An 18,348-nucleotide genomic window follows, 5' to 3' on the forward strand; every position below is an offset into this window, starting at 1 on the left:
CTTGACGTTTCTCTTGGCGTTGCCGTTGTTGCGCCGGAGCTTGTTGAGCCAGGCGCGGCGGCACCAGGCACCGCCCGATGCCGCAGCTAAAGTCCGGAGAAAGCGCGCGCGTATCCCGTCACCTCGAGGATACGCGCGCGAGTTGTCACTGGACGGAGAACACGAAGAGCGAGCCGCCCTCGGGGGCTGCGGCCGTCATCTTCTTTCCTACCTCGCCCAGGAACGCAGGCAGCGCAGCGGTGCGGCCGACGACGATGGCGACATATTGCTTGCCGTCGACCTGATAGGTCACCGGACCTGCGCCGATGCCGGAGCCGAGATTCTTGCTCCACAGCACCTTGCCGGACTTCGCATCGATGGCACGGAAGTCGCCATGGATGTTGCCGGCAAACACGAGGCCGCCGCCGGTGGTCAGCGTGCCGCCGTTGAAGGGCAGGTCTTCCTTGATCGACCAGACCTTCTTCTGCGCGACCGGATCCCAGGCGACGAGCTCGCCGAGGAAGCCGCCGGGGCCTTCCTTGGTCGGGAATTCGGCGCCGAGATAGAACACGCCGCGCTTGTAAGTGACGTCGCTGACCGACCAGTCCATGCAGACGTTGTTGGACGGGATGTAGACCAGGCCGGTCTGCGGGTTGAACGACATCGGCTGCCAGTTCTTGCCGCCGATCAGGTTCGGGCAGATGTCCTTGGCGGGATGGCCCGGCCCCGGACGCTTGTCGGGATCCTCGACCGCGCGCATCGTGGCGACGTCCCACTTCTTGGCCCAGTTGGAGAACACGTATTTCTCCGCCGACAGCACCTTGCCGGTCTCGCGGTTGGCGACGAAGAAGAAGCCGTTGCGGTCGGCCTTCATCAGCGTCGGAACGGTGCTGCCGCCGATCTTGAGATCCGCGAGCACGGCTTCGTTGACGCCGTCATAGTCCCAGGCGTCGGCCGGCGTGGTCTGGATGTGCCACTTGATCTTGCCGGTGTTGGGATCGAGCGCGAGCGTCGAGGCCGTGTAGAGGTTGGTTAGCTTGCCGAAATTGCCGTCGCCGGTCGAACGCACCGCCGTGTTCCACGGGGCGGGATTGCTGGTGCCCCAATAGACCGTGTCGGTCTTCGGATCGTAGGAGCCGACCAGCCAGGCCGCGCCGCCGCCATGCTGGGCGGAGTCGCCCTTCCAGGAATCGCCGCCGGGCTCGTCCGGCGAAGGAACGGTGTAGGTCTGCCACACCTGCTTGCCGGTGTTGATGTCGAAGGCCAGCAGCGCGCCGCGCACGCCGTATTCGCCGCCGCCGAAACCGGTGATGACCTTGTCGCGCACGACGAGCGGCGGCGAGGTGATGACCGAGCCCTGCTTGTAGTCGACCACCTTCGCCGTCCACAGCGACTTGCCGGTCGCGGCATCGAGCGCGGTCAGCTTGCCGTCGAGGCGGCCGACGAAGATCTTGCCGTCGGCGTAGGAGACGCCGCGGCTGTTCACGTCGCAGCAGGCGTATTGCAGCACGTCCTCGGGAATATCGGGCTCCCAGGTCCATTTGCGCTGCCCCGTCGCCGCATCGAGCGCATAGACGTATTTCGGACCCCACGAGCTCGAAACGTACAGCGTGTTGCCGATGACGATCGGCGAGGATTCGTTCGAACGCAACGACGCCAGCGAGAAGGAGTAAGCGAGGGTCAGCTTCCCGGCGTTCTCGGTGTTGATCTGCTTGAGCGGGCTGAAGCGCGTGTTGCCGTAATCGTGGCCGGCAACGGCCCATTGATTCGAATCGGATTGCGCCTTGAGCACCGAGTCGTTGGCGCGAACGCCCGGTGTAACGGCGGCGAGCATCGCAATCATGGAGATGCCGGCCAAGAAGCCCTTCGTTCCAAAGGTCATGTATTCCCTCCGCGATGTTGTTGTGCACGCCTCGTTGGGCGCCTGAGCGCACTGCGCTCGTGATGCGCAGTTCGCCTGCGAGCCATCGTTCGAAATTACAGCATCGCCGTTTCGCGCTTAGTATAGGCGGAAGGTAGTAGTGCAAATCATCGGCGGCTTTCGCCGCTCATCTTGTTGTCGCGCCTTGCGTCCTGCCCTTGTTTTGCAGCTTGAAATGCGCGTTCGAATGAAGGCGGCATCGCGCATCAATCACGATGATGGCGCTACCACGCCGGCGAGATTTTCGAAGAAGCTCGCGGCGAGTTTTCGCGACGTCGAGTCGATCAATCGCGAGCCGAGCTGTGCGAGCTTGCCGCCGATCTGCGCATCGGCCTCGTAGTGCAGGATGGTGACATCAGGGGCTTCTTCTTCCAGCCTGACCTTCGCGCCGCCCTTGGCAAAGCCGGCGACGCCGCCGGCGCCCTCGCCGACGATGCGATAGCCGTTGGGCGCATCGATATCGGACAGCCTCACCTTGCCGCTGAACGCCGCCTTCACCGGACCGACCTTCAGCACCACGGTCGCCGTCATCTCGGTCGGCGACGCCATCTCGAGCGATTGGCAGCCGGGAATGCAGCGCCTGAGAATTTCGGGATCGTTGAGCGCAGCCCACACCGTGTCCTTCGACGCCGGGATCCGCTGACTGTCGTTCATCTGCATCGCTTCCACCCTTGTTGCCGTTGCCTGTACGGCTCGACTAGGGGCACGGGCGGCTGCGTTCAATCGCCAGGAAGTAGTAGTCCTGCTTTCCGGACCTCTCATTCACGCGATGTCATTCCGGGGCGCGCCTGTTGGCGCGAACCCGGAATCCACTTCCCCGCGGACTCTGCGGCCCGATGGATTCCGGGCTCCCTCGCTCCGCTCGGGCCCCGGAATGACGCAGTGGGTTGTTGGAAGCGCAACACGCGGGGCGTCCTAACCCACGCGGCTCGACGGCGGCACTTCGCTGCATTGCCGTAAGCAAAATCAATGGCTTAAGTCGTCTCGTCCTACTACCAAGATCGCGATTACAAAGGCAGGGGCGCATGCTCCTATTCGCGCAACGAGCACGGCATTAAAGGGAGGAACGACGCACGACCGGGCCTAGGTCCAGGGCAAGCGGCGAGATGACCACGGCACGCGCGACCAGCTCACGCGCCTATTGCGGCGGCAGCCGAGCACGCCATCGCAGATGCTAGCTGCGACTTTCCGTGTGTCTCCTACAATGTCGCAGCACGTGATGGCGGCGGCACGAGACGTCGTGGCCGAATCGCAGATCGGCGACCGTCATCACGATGACCCTTCCATGACCGCGGTCAGCAAAAACCCAGTTGCAAAGTTTCGTTTGCGCTGTCTCTAATTAGAACCAATCAAAATAACTTTGGGAGGACTTCAAGTGTCTACAGTCAAACTGACGGTCAACGGCAAGGCCGTTGCTGTCGATGTCGAGGACCGCACGCTGCTGGTCCAGCTCCTGCGCGATCACCTCAATCTGACCGGGACCCATGTCGGCTGCGACACCAGCCAGTGCGGCGCCTGCGTCGTGCACATGGACGGCCGCGCGGTGAAATCCTGCACCATGCTGGCGGGGCAGGCCGACGGCGCCAGCGTCACCACGATCGAGGGCATCGCCAAGGGCGACGAACTGCACCCGATGCAGGCCGCCTTCCGCGACAATCATGGCCTGCAGTGCGGCTATTGCACGCCGGGCATGATCATGTCGGCGATCGACATCGTGCACCGCCATGGTGGACAGCTCGACGAGGCGACCGTCCGCACCGAGCTCGAAGGCAATATCTGTCGCTGCACCGGCTATCACAACATCGTCAAGGCGGTGCTGGACGCCGCCGGCCGCATGAAGGTCTCGCAGGCGGCCGAGTAAGCGGCGCGCCTCGAAACAAGAACAACCGTCGCAGCCGTCGATGGACGGCGCGATCAAGGAAATTTCCGGTCGGGAGGACCAGACATGGGTGTTGAAGGCATCGGCGCACGCGTCGTGCGCAAGGAAGACAAGCGTTTCATTACCGGCAAGGGCCGTTACGTCGACGACATCAAATTGACGGGTATGACCCATGCCTATTTCATCCGCAGCCCGCACGCGCACGCCAAGGTCAAGAAGATCGACTCGTCCGCGGCGCTGAAGATGCCGGGCGTGGTCGCGGTGCTCACCGGACAGGAGCTGGTCGACGATAAGGTCGGCAACCTGATCTGCGGATGGGCCATCACCTCCAAGGACGGCAGCCCGATGAAGATGGGCGCATGGCCGGCGATGGCGCCGGAGACGGTGCGCTTCGTCGGACAGGCAATTGCCGTCGTGATCGCCGACAGCAAGAATCTCGCGCGCGACGCGGCGGAAGCCGTCGTGGTCGACTACGAGGAGCTCCCCGCGGTCGCCGACATGCACGCCGCCATCAAGCCCGGCGCGCCGCAGCTTCATCCTGAGGCGCCCGGCAACCAGGTCTATGATTGGGTGATCGGCGACGAGGGCGCGGTGAATGCCGCCTTCTCGAAAGCCGCCAATGTGGTGAAGCTCGACGTCACCAACAACCGCCTCGCGCCGAATGCGATGGAGCCGCGCGCGGCGATCGCCGATTACGACACCGCGGAGGAGCACTTCACCCTCTATACGACGTCGCAGAACCCGCACGTCGCCCGTCTCGTGCTCTCGGCGTTCTACAACATCGCCCCCGAGCACAAGCTGCGCGTGATCGCGCCCGACGTCGGCGGCGGCTTCGGCTCCAAGATCTTCATCTATCCCGAGGAGATGGTGGCGCTGTGGGCCTCGAAGAAAGTCGGCCGTCCCGTCAAGTGGACCGGCGACCGCACCGAAGCCTTCCTCACCGACGCGCATGGCCGCGATCACATCACCCATGCCGAGATGGCCTTCGACGCCAACAACAAGATCATCGGCCTCAAGGTGAAGACCTACGCCAATTTCGGCGCCTACATGTCGCTGTTCTCGTCCTCGGTGCCGACCTATCTCTACGCGACGCTGCTGTCGGGCCAGTACAACATCCCGGCGATCCATGCCGAGGTGATCGGGGTCTACACCAACACCACGCCGGTCGATGCCTATCGCGGCGCGGGCCGGCCCGAGGCGAGCTATCTGATCGAACGGTTGATGGAGACGGCGGCGCGGCAGCTGAACGTCGATCCGGCCCAGTTGCGGCGGACCAACTTCATCACCCAGTTCCCGCACCAGACGCCTGTCATCATGGCCTACGACACCGGTGACTTCAACGCTTCGCTCGATGCGGCGATGAAGGCGATCGATTATGCCGGCTTCCCTGCCCGCAAGGCCAAGGCGAAGGCCGACGGCAAGCTGCGCGGCATCGGCGTGTCCTGCTACATCGAGGCCTGCGGCATCGCCCCGTCGAAGGCGGTCGGCAGCCTGGGCGCCGGCGTCGGCCTTTGGGAATCGGCCGAGGTGCGCGTCAACCCGGTCGGCACCATCGAGATCCTCACCGGCTCGCACAGCCACGGGCAGGGTCACGAGACCACCTTCTGCCAGCTCGTCGCGGAGCGCCTGGGCGTTCCGATCAGCCAGGTCTCGATCGTCCATGGCGACACCGACAAGGTGCAGTTCGGCATGGGCACCTACGGCTCGCGCTCGGCGGCCGTCGGCCTCACCGCGATCCTGAAGGCGATGGAGAAGATGGAATCCAAGGCCAAGAAGATCGCCGCGCATGCGCTGGAGGCATCGGAAGCCGACATCGTCATCGAGAACGGCGAGTTCAAGGTGACAGGCACCGACAAGGCGATCGCCCTGCCGATGGTCGCGCTCGCGGCCTATACGGCGCACAACCTGCCTGACGGGATGGAGCCGGGCCTGAAGGAGAGCGCCTTCTACGACCCGACCAACTTCACCTTCCCGGCCGGCGCCTATATCTGCGAGCTCGAGGTCGATCCCGGCACCGGCAAGACCTCCTTCGTCAACTTCGTCGCGGCGGACGATTTCGGCCGGCTGATCAACCCGATGATCGTCGAGGGCCAGGTCCATGGTGGCCTCGTGCAGGGCATCGGGCAGGCATTGCTCGAGCATGCGATCTATGATGCCAACGGCCAGCCGGTCACGGCCTCATTCATGGATTACGCCATGCCGCGCGCCGACGACGTGCCGTCGTTCAACCTGTCCCACACCACGACGCTGTGCCCGGGCAATCCCTTGGGCATCAAGGGCTGCGGTGAGGCCGGCGCGATCGGCGCATCGGCGGCCGTGATCAACGCGATCACGGATGCGATCGGCAAGAACAACCTGGAAATGCCCGCAACCCCTGACAGGGTGTGGCGCACGATCCACGCGGCTTAAGGGAGGACCGAAGATGTACCAGACCACCTATCATCGCGCCTCCTCGGTCGACGAGGCCGCCAGCCTGTTCGCCAAGGGTAGCGAGTCGAAGTTCCTCGCCGGCGGTCAGACGCTGCTGCCGGTGATGAAGCAGCGCCTCGCAGGTCCCTCCGACGTCATCGACCTCGGCAGGATCAAGGAGCTGCAGGGCGTCGAGCTGTCAGGCGACACGCTGACCATCAAGGCTGCGACGACCTATTACGACATCATGACGAATGCCGACGTGAAGCAGGCGATTCCTGCAATCGCCTACCTCACCTCCGTGCTCGGCGACCCCGCCGTGCGCTACCGCGGCACGATCGGCGGCTCGATCGCCAACAACGATCCGGCCGCGGATTTCCCGGCGGCGCTGCTCGCGCTCGGCGCCACCGTGAAGACCAACAAGCGGTCGATTGCGGCGGATGATTTCTTCCAGGGCCTGTTCACGACGGCGCTCGAAGACGGCGAGATCATCACCGCCGTGTCATTCCCGGTGCCGGCGAAGGCGGGCTACGAGAAGATGCGGCATCCGGCCTCGCGCTTCGCGCTGACCGGCGTGTTCGTGGCGCAAGCCAAGTCGGGCGAGGTTCGGGTCGCCGCCACCGGCGCCTCGCAAACCGGCGTGATGCGGGTGGGCGCGATCGAGGCGGCGCTGAAGGCGAACTGGTCGCCATCGGCGATCGACAGCGTCAGCATCTCGGCGAACGGATTGCTGGCCGACATCCACGGCACGGCGGAATATCGCGCCAATCTGATCAAGGTGATGGCACAACGCGCGGTCGCTGCTGCGCGCTGACAGTTCGACTTAGCGTCTCCACGCAAATCTTCCGCGGCGCGCACTTCGGTGCGCGCCGTTTTATTTTGGCCGTGCGGCATGAAAACCGCTTGCCTCGCTGGCGTGAAGGCGAGAAAAGTTAATCGGCCGATTAACTCGCTCAACAGAAGAAACGTCAGAGGCGATTGCCGATCGCCGGCATCCGTCCGCGACCCGAGGAAACAACAACGTGCTCGACAAACCCGCCCCCACCTCCTCCGTCCGCGCTTCCGGCCCGCTCTCGGGCTTCCGCATCGTCGAATTCGCCGGCATCGGGCCCGGTCCGTTCGCCTGCATGATGCTGGCCGACATGGGCGCCGACGTCGTCACGCTCGACCGCGTCGGCGCGAAGAAGAGCATGAAGTCGGTGGCCGGGCGCGGCCGCAAGGTGATCGAGCTCGACCTCAAGGACAGGGCGGCGATCGCGCAAGTATTGGATCTGCTCGCGAGCGCGGACGCGCTGGTCGAGGGTTTTCGCCCCGGTGTGATGGAGCGGCTCGGCCTCGGGCCGGACGTCGTGCTCGCACGCAACCCGAAGCTGGTCTATGGCCGCATGACCGGCTGGGGCCAGGAAGGCCCGCTCGCCAACGCCGCCGGCCACGACATCAATTACATCTCCATCACCGGCGCGCTCGCCGCGATCGGTACGAAGGAAGCGCCGGTGCCGCCGCTCAATTTGGTCGGCGATTTCGGCGGCGGTGCGCTCTATCTCGTCGTCGGCGTGCTCGCCGCACTGCTGGAAGCACAGAAGTCGGGCAAAGGCCAAGTGGTGGACGCGGCGATGTGCGACGGCGCGGCCTCGCTGATGTCGTTCTTCTTCGACATGACCACGATGGGACGCTGGACCGAGGAGCGCAACCAGAACTTCCTCGACGGCGGCGCGCATTTCTACGGCGTCTACGAATGCGCCTGCGGGCACTTCGTCTCGATCGGCTCGATCGAGCCGCAATTCTACGCGCTGCTGCGCGAGCACGCCGGCCTCACCGACGCCGATTTCGACGCGCAGATGGACCGCAAGGCCTGGCCAGCGCTGAAGGAGAAGCTGAAGGCCGTGTTCAAGAGCAAGACGCGCGAGGACTGGTGCAAGATCATGGAAGGCACTGACATTTGCTTCGCGCCGGTGCTGACCATGTCTGAGGCGACACAGCATCCGCACATGGTCGCCCGCAACGTCTTCATCGAGCGTCACGGCGTGAAACAGCCGGCCCCGGCGCCGCGGTTCTCGCGCACGCCCTCGGCCGCGCGCGAGCCGGAGGCGGCGGAGATCGGGGCGGTGATGAAGGCGTGGCAGGCGCCGAAGTAATTTCCGCGGTCACTCCGGGGCGCGCGGAGCGCGAGCCCGGGATCCATAACCACAGTCGCGTAGGGTGGGCAAAGGCGCGAAGCGCCGTGCCCACGTCTTCGCATCAATTGGGCAGGACGTGGGCACGCTTCGCTTTGCCCACCCTACAGCAGTGTGCGTGACGGCCGCGCCTACGCCGCGTCCCCCACCTTCAACACGCCGCGCCGGATCTGATCCTCCTCGATCGATTCGAACAGGGCCTTGAAATTGCCCTCGCCAAAGCCGTCGTCGCCCTTGCGCTGGATGAACTCGAAGAAAATCGGGCCGATCGCGTTGGCCGAGAATATCTGCAGCAGCACCTTGGTCTGGCCGCCATCGACCACGCCCTCGCCGTCGATCAGGATACCGTTCTTCTTGAGCCGCGCGACATCCTCTCCGTGCTTGGGCAGGCGCGTATCGATCTTCTCGAAATAAGTGTCGGGCGGCGACGGCATGAACGGCAGGCCGGCCTCGCGCAAACCTTCGATGGTGCGGTAGATGTCGCGGCAGCCGCAGGCGATGTGCTGGATGCCTTCGCCGCGATAGGTCTGCAGATATTCCTCGATCTGGCCGGACTCGCCGGCGTCCTCGTTGATCGGAATGCGGATCTTGCCGTCGGGGCTGGTCAGCGCGCGCGAGAACAGGCCGGAGGCACGGCCCTCGATATCGAAGAAGCGGATCTGGCGGAAGTTGAACAGCTTCTCGTAGAACCCGGCCCAGACATTCATGCGGCCGCGATGGACGTTGTGGGTGAGATGGTCGAGATAGAACAGGCCGGCGCCATGCGGCTTGGGATCGCGCGCGCCCAGCCATTCGAACTCGGCATCGTAGGCCGAGCCTTGGGCACCATAGCGATCGACGAGATAAAGCAGACTGCCGCCGATGCCCTTGATCGCGGGCACGTCGAGCGTCTTCTGCGCCGATGACACATCGGCCGGCTCGGCGCCGAGCGCAATCGCGCGGTCATAGGCTGCCTTGGCGTCGACGACGCGGAACGCCATCGATGGCGCACAGGGGCCGTGGGCGGCGACGAACTCATAACCGTGAGTGCCGGGCTCCTCGTTGACGAGATAGTTGATGTCGCCCTGGCGATAGACCGTGATCTTCTTGGTTCTGTGGCGCGCGACCGGGGCGTAGCCCATCAGCTTGAACAAAGCGTGCAGCTCTTGCGGATTGGGATGCGCGTATTCGACGAACTCGAAGCCGTCGGTGCCCATCGGATTGTCGGCAGTGATCGTGGCCGGTGGTGCATCGTGCGGAAACGGTCCCATGGTGTTCTCCCGAATGGCTGCTGCCAGGAACTATCCTTCATGGGGCGCGCAAGGAGCGTGCAAACGGGCCGCTGATTGGCTATTATATGCACGATCCGTGCATCAAATGGGCAGAATGCGCATGATTTCGGTGGATGCCTTCGACCTCAGGATTCTCGGCGCGCTCCAGGACGATGGCCGCCTCACCAACCAGGAGCTCGCCGAGCTCGCGGGCCTGTCAGCCTCGCAATGCTCGCGGCGGCGGATGCGGCTGGAGGAGGAGAAGGTGATCGCGGGCTACCACGCCGACCTCTCCAGCGAGGCGCTCGGCTTCGGCGTGATCGCCTTCATCCAGGTCGGGCTCGCGACGCATTCGCCGGACAATTCCAAGCGTTTTCGCGCGCTGGTGAACCGGATCGACGATATCCAAGAGGCGTATTCGCTGACGGGCGATGCCGACTATGTGCTCAAAGCCGTGCTGCGCGATCTCAAGGGCCTGTCCAACCTCGTCAACGACGTGCTGATGCCGCACCAGAGCGTGGCGCATGTGCGCTCCTCGATCGTGCTTGATAGGCTGAAGGAGAGCTCGAAGCTGCCGCTGAAGGAGATCAAGCCCGGCTGAAATCGAGGGAACTATGGCATTCGCGCTGGCAACGCGATCTGCGATGATCGCAGCTCTAGTTGCGGAGGTTCAACATGGCGCTCCAGCTGCGACCGAACTGCGAATATTGCGATTGCGACCTGCCGCCCGACGCGACCAATGCGCGGATCTGCTCCTATGAATGCACGTTCTGCGCGGACTGCGTCGAGACCAAGCTGTTCAATGTCTGCCCGAATTGCGGCGGCGGCTTCGCCCCGCGGCCGATCAGGCCGGCGCAGGAATGGCGGCCGGGCGTATGCATCACCAAGCAGGCGCCGTCCGACAAGCGGGTGCATCTGAAGTACAGCGTCGAGGACGTCGCGGCGCATTGTGCGCGGGTGCGCGACGTGCCGCCGGAGAGCCGGTGATTTGGCCCGCTACTCCGCCGCCACGATCGTTCCCTCGACCTCGCCGAAGCCGACGCGGTAGCCGTTGCCCTGACACCAGCCGCGCATCACGAGGCTGTCGCCGTCCTCCAGGAACGAGCGCTTGGCGCCGCCGGGCAGTTCGACCGGCTCGGTCCCGTTCCAGCTGATCTCGAGCAGGCTGCCGCGCTGGTTCTTCTCCGGGCCGGAGATGGTGCCGCTCCCTAAGAGATCGCCGACATTCATGGCGCAGCCGCTTGAGGCGTGGTGCATCAATTGCTGCACCGAGGACCAGTACATGTATTTGAAGTTGGTGCGGCTGATGCTGGCGGGCGCATTGGCGCCGGCGCCGCGCAAGGAGACGTCGAGCTCGACATCGTAGTTTTGCGGCCTGGTCTGCTTGAGATAATCGAGCGGCACCGGCTGCTGCTCCGGCCCGTTCAGGCGGAACGGCTCCAGCGCCTCGCGCGTCACCACCCAGGGGCTGATCGAGGTCGCGAACGCCTTGGCCAGGAACGGGCCGAGCGGCACATATTCCCATTGCTGGATGTCGCGCGCGCTCCAGTCGTTGAGCAGCACGAAGCCGAAGATCATCTCCTCGGCCTGGCTCTCGGTGAGCATGCCGCCCATCGGCGACGGCTGGCCGATCACGACGCCCATCTCCAGCTCGAAATCGAGCCGCTTGCACGGCGCAAAGCTCGGCAGCTCCACGTTCGGCGGCTTCAGCTGCCCGCGCGGCCGCTTCACCCTGGTGCCGGAGACCACGACGGTGGAGGCGCGGCCGTTATACGCGATCGGCATATGCAGCCAGTTCGGCTGCAGCGCATTGTCCTTGCCGCGGAACATCACGCCGACATTGGTGGCGTGCTCCTTCGACGAATAGAAATCGGTGTAGCCGGAGACGGCGAAGGGCAGATGCAGTCTAACATCGCGCATGGGCACCAGAGCCTGCTTGCGCAGCTCCTCGTTGTCACGCAGCTCCGGATGATCCGCACGCAACAGCTCGCTGATACGTGCGCGGGTGTTGGTCCAGACCTTCGGGCCCAGCGCCATGAAGGGATTGAGCGAGGGACCCGAGAACACGCCGAGCGGCCCGACATCGAGCCGGGACTCCTGCTCGAGCTCCCAGAGATCGAGCACGTAGTTTCCGATCGCGACGCCGACCCGCGGTGTCGGATTGGAAGCGGTCGAGAACACGCCGTAAGGCAGGTTCTGGATCGGGAAGTCCGAGGCCGGATCAACGTCGACGAAGGAGCGGAGGCTGGGGTCGTTGGGGTGGGTTGTCACGTTTGGCTCGGTTCTTTCTTCCTTCTCCCCTTGTGGGAGAAGGTGGCGCGAAGCGCCGGATGAGGGGTTCTGTCCGCGTATCCAAATGTGAGAGGTTCACTCGCGGAGAGAGACCCCTCACCCGTCTCGTCGCTTCGCGACGAGCCACCCTCTCCCACAAGGGGAGAGGGTGAAGAAAACTACGGCTTTGTCGGATCGAAGCGCTTCTCCAGGCCGTTCCAGCAATCGGCGTAATCGTCCTGCAGCGTCGAGGACTTCGCCGCATGCGCGGTGACGCGTTGCGGGTAGCGGGTCTCGAACATGAAGGCCATGGTGCCGGTCAGCTTCACCGGCTTCAATTCGCCGTTGCTGGCGTGCTCGAAGGCGTCGCGGTCGGGGCCGTGCGGCAGCATGCAATTGTGCAGCGAGATGCCGCCGGGGACGAAGCCCTGCGGCTTGGCGTCGTAGACGCCGTAGATCAGGCCCATGAACTCGCTCATGATGTTCATGTGATACCAGGGCGGCCGGAAGGTATTTTCCGCGACCATCCAGCGTTCGGGAAAGATGACGAAATCGATATTCGCGGTGCCCGCCGTCTCCGACGGCGAGGTCAACACCGTGAAGATCGAGGGATCGGGATGGTCGAAGCCGATCGCGCCGACCGGCGAAAAGGTACGCAGATCATACTTGTACGGCGCGTAATTGCCGTGCCAGGCCACGACGTCGATCGGCGAATGCGGCAACGTGGTCTTGAACAGCGAGCCGCCCCATTTCACGTAGAGCTCGGTCGGCGTGTCCTTGTCCTCGTAGTTTGCCACCGGCGTCAGGAAGTCACGCGCATTGGCGAGGCAATTGGCGCCAATCGGCCCGCGCTCCGGCAGCGTGAAGGCGCCGCCATAATTTTCGCAGAGATAGCCGCGCGCCGGGCCGTTCGGAATCTCGACGCGGAACTTGACGCCGCGCGGGATCACCACGATCTCGCCAGGCTCGGCATCGATACGGCCGAACTCGGTGACAAGGCGCAGATTGCCCTGCTGCAGCACGAACATCAGCTCGCCGTCGGCATCGTAGAAATGCTGATCCACCATCGACTTGGTGATGAGGTAGACATGCGCGGCCATGCCGGCCTGCGTATTCACATCCCCCGCCGTCGTCATGGTCTGCACGCCCTGAATGAAGGTGACCTCCTCCTTCGGCAGCGGCGTCGGATCCCAGCGCAGCTGCGCGATCGGCAGGTCGTACTCATGGCACGGCGCCGAACGCCACAAGCCGGCATCGACCTTCTCGAAGCGGCCGGAATGCTTCACGGAAGGCCGGATGCGATAGAGCCAGGAGCGCTCATTGCTGCCGCGCGGCGCGGTGAAGGGCGAGCCCGAGAGCTGCTCGGCATAGAGCCCGTAGGCGCAGCGCTGCGGCGAGTTGCGCCCGATCGGCAACGCGCCCGGCAGCGCCTCGGTCTCGAAAGAGTTGCCGAAGCCGGACATGTAACCCGGCGTCACCTGGGCCGAACTGCGGATGATCTGGTCAGGCGAGGTATTGATGTTCATGACTATCCTCCTCCTTGCAAGGCGGCCCACATTTCCTGATCGCGCTTGTCGGTCCAGATCACGGGGTCGTCGATACCGGACGCTTCGTCGTAAGCGCGCGACACGTTGAACGGCAGACAGTGCTCGTAAATGGCAAAGCTCGAGAATTTCGGATCCATCACCTCGCGCGTCGCCGCCATCGATTCCTTTAAGCTGCGGCCCTTGGCGACCGAGATTTCGGCGGCACCATAGAGCGAGGTGACGAAGTCGCGCGTCATCGCGATGGCCTCGCGCACCGTGGCGGTGCCCTTCAGCGCATCGCCGCGGCCCGGCGCGATCGCCTTCGGATTGAAGTTGCGGATCTCGTTCAGCGTCATCGGCCATTCGCGCAAATGCGCATCGCCGCAATAGCAGGCCGAGTGATATTCGATGAGGTCGCCCGAGAACATCACCTCCGCATCCGGCACCCAGCCGACGATGTCGCCCGAGGTGTGGCCGGCGCCGAGCTGCATCAGGCGCACCTCGCGCTTGCCGAGATAGATCGTCATCTCGCCTTCGAAGGTCAGCGTCGGCCAGGTCAGGCCGGGAATGCTCTGCGCATCCTGGAACAGGCGCGGAAAGCGGCCGTACTCGGAATCCCAATCCTGCTGGCCGCGCTCCGCAATCAGCCGATGAGTTTCCTGCGAGGCGACGATACCTTGGGCGTGATAGGCGGAGGCGCCCAGCACGCGCACGGCGTGATAATGCGACAGCACGACATATTTGATCGGCTTGTCGGTCACCGTGCGGACCCGCTCGATCACCTTGTTCGCCATGGCCGGCGTCGCCTGCGCGTCGAACACGAGGCAGCCATCGTCGCCGACGATCACGCCGGTGTTGGGATCGCCCTCGGCGGTGAAGGCATAGAGATCGGTGCCGATCTCGGAGAAGGTGATCTTCTTCTCGGCGAGATCGCCGGTGGATGCGAAGTTTTTCGCCATCAATTCGTCCTTACCAGGTTATTGTTGCTGCTGTTGTTGCTGCTGACCGTCGATCATGCGGCGCCTGGCCAGTCCGATCGCCTCGCGCAGCACGTCGATGTCGCCGATATGGTTGGCGAGGATCAGAACCAGCGCCGCGTCGAAATCGGCGCTCTGCTCCTCGGTCAGGCCGCGATGCGCCTCGACGATGGCGCGGAAGGCATCGTCGGGGCGTGCGAAGTTCGAACTGGTGGAGAGCGGCATGCCAGACCTCAATACAAACCTTCGGCTCGCGCCAGCGCCGCCGCGATCGCCGAACGCGTCGGATGACGGAAGCGCGCCGCGACATAACCGTCGGGCCTCAGCAGGTAGGCGGCACCCGGCACGGCGCCGTAGCGCTTTGCGATTAGGCCCGAGGGATCGGCAAATTCACCGTCGCCGCCAATGCGGATGCCCTTGATACCATCAGGCGCATCGATCGGCGCGCCATTGCTGAACGACAGCAAGGTGAAATCCGTTCCACCCTTGCGGAAGGCATCCGTCAGATAGATCGGCTCGCCGGCGGACGTTGCGGCGGGCGCGTCGAGCATCGAACCGCCGGGCGGCGGTCCACCCCGCCACGTATCCGCATCAAGCGAGGACAGCGGCGTATCGTAGCTGCACGGCACCGACAGCCGACCGCCATTGACCATGCGCTTGCCGAACTCGGTTTCCTTGGCCAGCGACAGCACCGCCTTGCGCAACCGCGCCTCCTGATGCGAGTTCGGTGCCATGAAGTCGGTCGAGCGGGTGGATTCGCGGATGTTCTCGTCGGCCGCCATGCTGCGCTCGAGATGGTAGCTCTCCAGCAGGCTCGCAGGCGATTTGCCGCGCAGCACGCGGTCGAGCTTCCAGGACAGATTCTCCGCGTCTTCGAGTCCCGAGTTCGCGCCACGCGCACCGAAGGGCGAGACCTGGTGCGCGGAATCGCCGGCAAAAATGACGCGGCCATGGATGAAGCGGTCCATCCGCCGGCACTGGAATTTGTAGAGCGAAATCCACTCGAACTCGAACTTGTCATGGCCGAGCATGCGCGCGATCCGCGGCCGCACGTTTTCCGGCTTCTTCTCGAGGACCGGATCGGCATAGCGATTGAGCTGGAGATCGATGCGCCAGACATCGTCGGGCTGCCGGTGCAGCAGCGCCGAACGCCCGGCATGGAACGGCGGATCGAACCAGAACCAGCGCTCGGTCGGAAATTCCGCGGTCATCTTGACGTCGGCGATCAGGAACTGATCCTCGAAGATCTGGCCGGCGAATTCCGCCCCGACCATCTGCCGCAGCGAGGAGCGCGCGCCGTCGCAGGCGACGACATAGCGCGCATTCAGGCGGTAGGCGCCCTCGGGCGTCTCGATCGTCAGCAGCGCGGATTCGTTGCGCTGCTCGAGCGCTGTCACCTTGTTGCGCCAGCGCAGGTCGATCTCCGGCAGCTCGTTGATGCGATCAACCAGATAGGCCTCGGCGTAATATTGCTGGAGATTGATGAAGGCCGGCCGCTTGTGACCGTCTTCGGGCAGGAGATTGAACTGGTAGAGCTGCGACTCGCCATGGAAGATCCGCCCCACACTCCACACCACGCCCTTCTCGACCATGCGGTCGCCGACGCCGAGCCGGTCCCAATATTCCAGCGAGCGTTTCGAGAAGCAGATCGCGCGCGAGCCCTCGCCGATGCGGTCGGCATCATCGAGCAGCACGACGCGCTGGCCGCGCTGGGCAAGATCGATCGCCAGCGACAACCCGACCGGGCCCGCGCCGACGATCACGACCGGATGCGCCGCGGGGCTCGAGCCGGGGCGGTCCTGATCGGGGTGACGGCGGTAGCCGAACTGGGTCTTGGCTTGAGCGGTCTTAGCTTGAGCGGTCTCGGCGTGAGGGGTATTGGCCGGCGCCATACACGAACCTCGGCTCTGGTCAGGACAGGATCGATCTGCTAGATAGTCTCACGTGCAACTATTTTGGACCGGAGCCGGCCGGCCGTCAACTGGAATTCGGAGGCGCTCTCCTTGGCGAGGACATCCAGCGACATCGCGCTCAAGGCGCGTGCGGCCGACGAGCGGCCAAAGCCGCGGCTCGATTTGTTCAGGTTCGTGCCGTTCCGCCTCAACCGGCTCGCCGCGGAGGTCAGTTCCGCGCTGTCGGTCGAGTATCAGGAACGCCACGGCCTCGACATTCCGGCCTGGCGCGTCATCGCCACGCTCGGCTTCCGCAATGATGCCTGCAGCGCGCAATACATTTCGCAATGCACCCGCACGCACAAATCCACCATCAGCCGCGCAGTGACGGCGCTGCTCAGCGACGGCCTGATCGAGCGGGTCGAGAACGAAGCCGACCGCCGCGAATTCCGCCTGCAACTGACGAAAAAGGGCCGCGCGCTCTACGAGGAGCTGTTCCCGCAATTGCTGCGGCGAGAGGACGAGATCCTCGCCTGCCTCTCGGCGCAGGAGCGCAAGCAGCTCTCGGCCCTGCTCGGCAAGATCGAGCAGAGCCTCGATCTGATCCAGACCAGCGAAGAGGCGGATGCGAAGCAGGCGTATTAGGGCGCCCACCCATAAGGCGCAGACGTCAGCTTTTGGGAGCCCGGTTGAGAAAACTTGGTAGGACCGTGACGGCAGCGAGGTATATAGCGATGCTCCTTGTGGCGTTTGCCGCAACTCGCGCATACGCCGCTGACATAGGTTATCTGGCTCCCCCTGGAGTCGCGGCAAACGAGTTTCCCTCACCGCAGCGTCCTGTCGCACGGATCGTCAGCCCGCGCCGCTCCGCCGAAGAGCGCCGCGACGCCCTCAATGAGGCCGGTCAAATCGCACGCGCTCTTGAACTGAAACCAGGGATGACTGTCGGCGACATTGGAGCAGGCAGTGGCTACCACACGGTCAGGCTCTCGCACCTCGTCGGATCCGCCGGCTCTGTCGTTGCCCAGGACGTCACGCGGGATTACCTCGTCGAACTCGCCAGGCGAACAAAACTTCTGAAGTTGACAAACGTGCAATTCGCGCTCGGCGAACCACACGACCCGCGTCTGCCCGCTTCCTCGCTGGACGCCGCAATCCTTGTGCATATGTATCACGAGATAGCCCAACCCTATGCCTTTCTCTACAATCTTGCGTCCGCCTTGAAGCAAGGTGCGCGGGTCGGAATTGTCGATCTTGAGCTTCCGACGTCGAAGCATGGCACGCCAATTGAGCTCTTGCGCTGCGAGTTGACCGCCGTCGACTATCGCGAGATCGCCACATATAAGCTCGCAGGGGGCGGAGGATACCTGGCGGTATTCTCTCCTCCGGAGCTAGCGGCTCGAAAATCTCCCCACGATATCGTTGCTTGCGGGGATCCTGCCGGTGCTCGTTGACATCGCGCCCGCCTCCCGTCTCAACCCATCCGACGAACTCTACGAGGAGCTGTTCCCGCAATTGCTGCGGCGAGAGGACGAGATCCTCGCCTGCCTCTCGGCGCAGGAGCGCAAGCAGCTCTCGGCCCTGCTCGGCAAGATCGAGCAGAGCCTCGATCTGATCCAGACCAGCGAAGAGGCCGACGCCAAGCAGGCGTATTAGGGCAGGCTGTCGCGAGCGGTTAGTAGATGAGAGGCGAAATGAATAGCCAAGAATTCGTTGAAGCCATCAAGCGCTATGTGAAGGATGCCGCAATCGAAGATACAATAGCCGGTCTGAAGAACCCTCCGGGTAGGAGTGTGCCGCTCCGAGAGCGGGCGTGCTCGGATTGGTACAACGGCCTACGACCGGAAGACGCTGATAACGTTAATCGCGTGATCGCGACATCAGTCCATCAAGCGCTGTTCGGGCTTCTTGCAGTGCTCGATGGCGTACGAACCATTGACGACGAAGCGGGACGGTTCGAGCTGACTTATGTTGGCGCGAAGCGGATCTTGCTCAACGATCAACAGGCCATTGGTCTACACGACCTCCTGAACGCCCCGAACTGAGCTGGTGGGTAGAGCGCCAGCGAAA

Annotated in this window: 17 protein-coding genes and 1 pseudogene; 10 read left to right on the plus strand and 8 right to left on the minus strand. The window is 64.0% G+C overall.

Annotated elements, in window-relative coordinates; translation table 11 throughout:
- Positions 1–145 precede the first annotated feature (145 nt).
- On the minus strand, positions 146–1,861 hold the full coding sequence (locus I6F24_RS32095; protein ID WP_063822491.1) for a PQQ-dependent methanol/ethanol family dehydrogenase: 1,716 nt from the start codon (positions 1,859–1,861) through the stop codon (positions 146–148).
- 249 nt (positions 1,862–2,110) lie between these two features.
- Positions 2,111–2,560, minus strand: coding sequence for a carbon monoxide dehydrogenase subunit G (locus I6F24_RS32100; protein ID WP_225152584.1), 450 nt, complete (start codon positions 2,558–2,560; stop codon positions 2,111–2,113).
- A 715-nt stretch (positions 2,561–3,275) separates the two neighbouring features.
- Here I6F24_RS32100 and I6F24_RS32105 point away from each other — a divergent pair.
- The 4 genes from I6F24_RS32105 to I6F24_RS32120 all read left to right on the plus strand — a co-directional run bounded on the left by I6F24_RS32105 (position 3,276) and on the right by I6F24_RS32120 (position 8,323).
- Complete coding sequence (locus I6F24_RS32105) at positions 3,276–3,761, plus strand: (2Fe-2S)-binding protein (protein WP_036016131.1); 486 nt, start codon at positions 3,276–3,278, stop codon at positions 3,759–3,761.
- Positions 3,762–3,845: 84 nt separating this feature from the next.
- Positions 3,846–6,188, plus strand: a complete 2,343-nt coding sequence (locus tag I6F24_RS32110; RefSeq protein WP_036016129.1) for a xanthine dehydrogenase family protein molybdopterin-binding subunit — start codon at positions 3,846–3,848, stop codon at positions 6,186–6,188.
- Between the two features lie 13 nt (positions 6,189–6,201).
- Positions 6,202–7,002 carry a xanthine dehydrogenase family protein subunit M gene (locus I6F24_RS32115; RefSeq protein WP_036031377.1) on the plus strand — a complete coding sequence of 267 codons (801 nt, stop codon included), beginning with the start codon at positions 6,202–6,204 and terminating at the stop codon, positions 7,000–7,002.
- 208 nt (positions 7,003–7,210) lie between these two features.
- On the plus strand, positions 7,211–8,323 hold the full coding sequence (locus tag I6F24_RS32120) for a CaiB/BaiF CoA-transferase family protein (RefSeq protein ID WP_225152582.1): 1,113 nt from the start codon (positions 7,211–7,213) through the stop codon (positions 8,321–8,323).
- A gap of 170 nt (positions 8,324–8,493) precedes the next feature.
- Here I6F24_RS32120 and hppD read toward each other — a convergent pair whose 3' ends face one another.
- Positions 8,494–9,612, minus strand: coding sequence for a 4-hydroxyphenylpyruvate dioxygenase (hppD, locus tag I6F24_RS32125; RefSeq protein ID WP_225152580.1), 1,119 nt, complete (start codon positions 9,610–9,612; stop codon positions 8,494–8,496).
- A 121-nt stretch (positions 9,613–9,733) separates the two neighbouring features.
- Here hppD and I6F24_RS32130 point away from each other — a divergent pair, with 121 nt between their 5' ends.
- Positions 9,734–10,213, plus strand: a complete 480-nt coding sequence (locus I6F24_RS32130) for an Lrp/AsnC family transcriptional regulator (RefSeq protein WP_036031368.1) — start codon at positions 9,734–9,736, stop codon at positions 10,211–10,213.
- A 74-nt stretch (positions 10,214–10,287) separates the two neighbouring features.
- Entirely contained in the window at positions 10,288–10,599 is a 312-nt protein-coding gene (locus I6F24_RS32135) for a DUF1272 domain-containing protein (protein ID WP_036031366.1), read from the plus strand.
- Between the two features lie 9 nt (positions 10,600–10,608).
- On the opposite strand, the gene fahA is transcribed toward I6F24_RS32135, so the two are convergent.
- The 5 genes from fahA to I6F24_RS32160 form a co-directional block, all read right to left on the minus strand.
- Complete coding sequence (gene fahA, locus I6F24_RS32140) at positions 10,609–11,883, minus strand: fumarylacetoacetase (RefSeq protein WP_036031363.1); 1,275 nt, start codon at positions 11,881–11,883, stop codon at positions 10,609–10,611.
- A gap of 179 nt (positions 11,884–12,062) precedes the next feature.
- Complete coding sequence (hmgA, locus tag I6F24_RS32145) at positions 12,063–13,409, minus strand: homogentisate 1,2-dioxygenase (RefSeq protein WP_036031361.1); 1,347 nt, start codon at positions 13,407–13,409, stop codon at positions 12,063–12,065.
- A gap of 2 nt (positions 13,410–13,411) precedes the next feature.
- Positions 13,412–14,368 (minus strand): MBL fold metallo-hydrolase, encoded by a 957-nt coding sequence (locus I6F24_RS32150; protein WP_036031359.1) that lies wholly within the window; start codon positions 14,366–14,368, stop codon positions 13,412–13,414.
- An 18-nt stretch (positions 14,369–14,386) separates the two neighbouring features.
- A complete protein-coding gene (locus tag I6F24_RS32155; RefSeq protein WP_018646238.1) occupies positions 14,387–14,611 on the minus strand; it encodes a DUF2783 domain-containing protein in 225 nt (74 codons plus the stop codon).
- 8 nt (positions 14,612–14,619) lie between these two features.
- A complete protein-coding gene (locus I6F24_RS32160) occupies positions 14,620–16,278 on the minus strand; it encodes an FAD-dependent oxidoreductase (RefSeq protein ID WP_036031355.1) in 1,659 nt (552 codons plus the stop codon).
- 111 nt (positions 16,279–16,389) lie between these two features.
- On the opposite strand from I6F24_RS32160, the gene I6F24_RS32165 reads away from it, so the two are divergent.
- The 4 genes and pseudogenes from I6F24_RS32165 to I6F24_RS32180 all read left to right on the plus strand — a co-directional run bounded on the left by I6F24_RS32165 (position 16,390) and on the right by I6F24_RS32180 (position 18,323).
- Entirely contained in the window at positions 16,390–16,923 is a 534-nt protein-coding gene (locus I6F24_RS32165) for a MarR family transcriptional regulator (RefSeq protein ID WP_074448086.1), read from the plus strand.
- A gap of 89 nt (positions 16,924–17,012) precedes the next feature.
- The gene (locus I6F24_RS32170; RefSeq protein WP_036016344.1) at positions 17,013–17,732 is read left to right on the plus strand and encodes a methyltransferase domain-containing protein; all 720 of its coding nucleotides are present in this window, start codon (positions 17,013–17,015) and stop codon (positions 17,730–17,732) included.
- A 37-nt stretch (positions 17,733–17,769) separates the two neighbouring features.
- Positions 17,770–17,934 (plus strand): annotated as a pseudogene (locus I6F24_RS32175) (MarR family transcriptional regulator); the annotation flags it as partial.
- 38 nt (positions 17,935–17,972) lie between these two features.
- Positions 17,973–18,323 carry a hypothetical protein gene (locus tag I6F24_RS32180; protein WP_036030648.1) on the plus strand — a complete coding sequence of 117 codons (351 nt, stop codon included), beginning with the start codon at positions 17,973–17,975 and terminating at the stop codon, positions 18,321–18,323.
- Positions 18,324–18,348: the final 25 nt, after the last annotated feature.

It is taken from the genome of Bradyrhizobium sp. BRP23 (assembly GCF_020194135.1).
GTDB lineage: Bacteria > Pseudomonadota > Alphaproteobacteria > Rhizobiales > Xanthobacteraceae > Bradyrhizobium > Bradyrhizobium yuanmingense.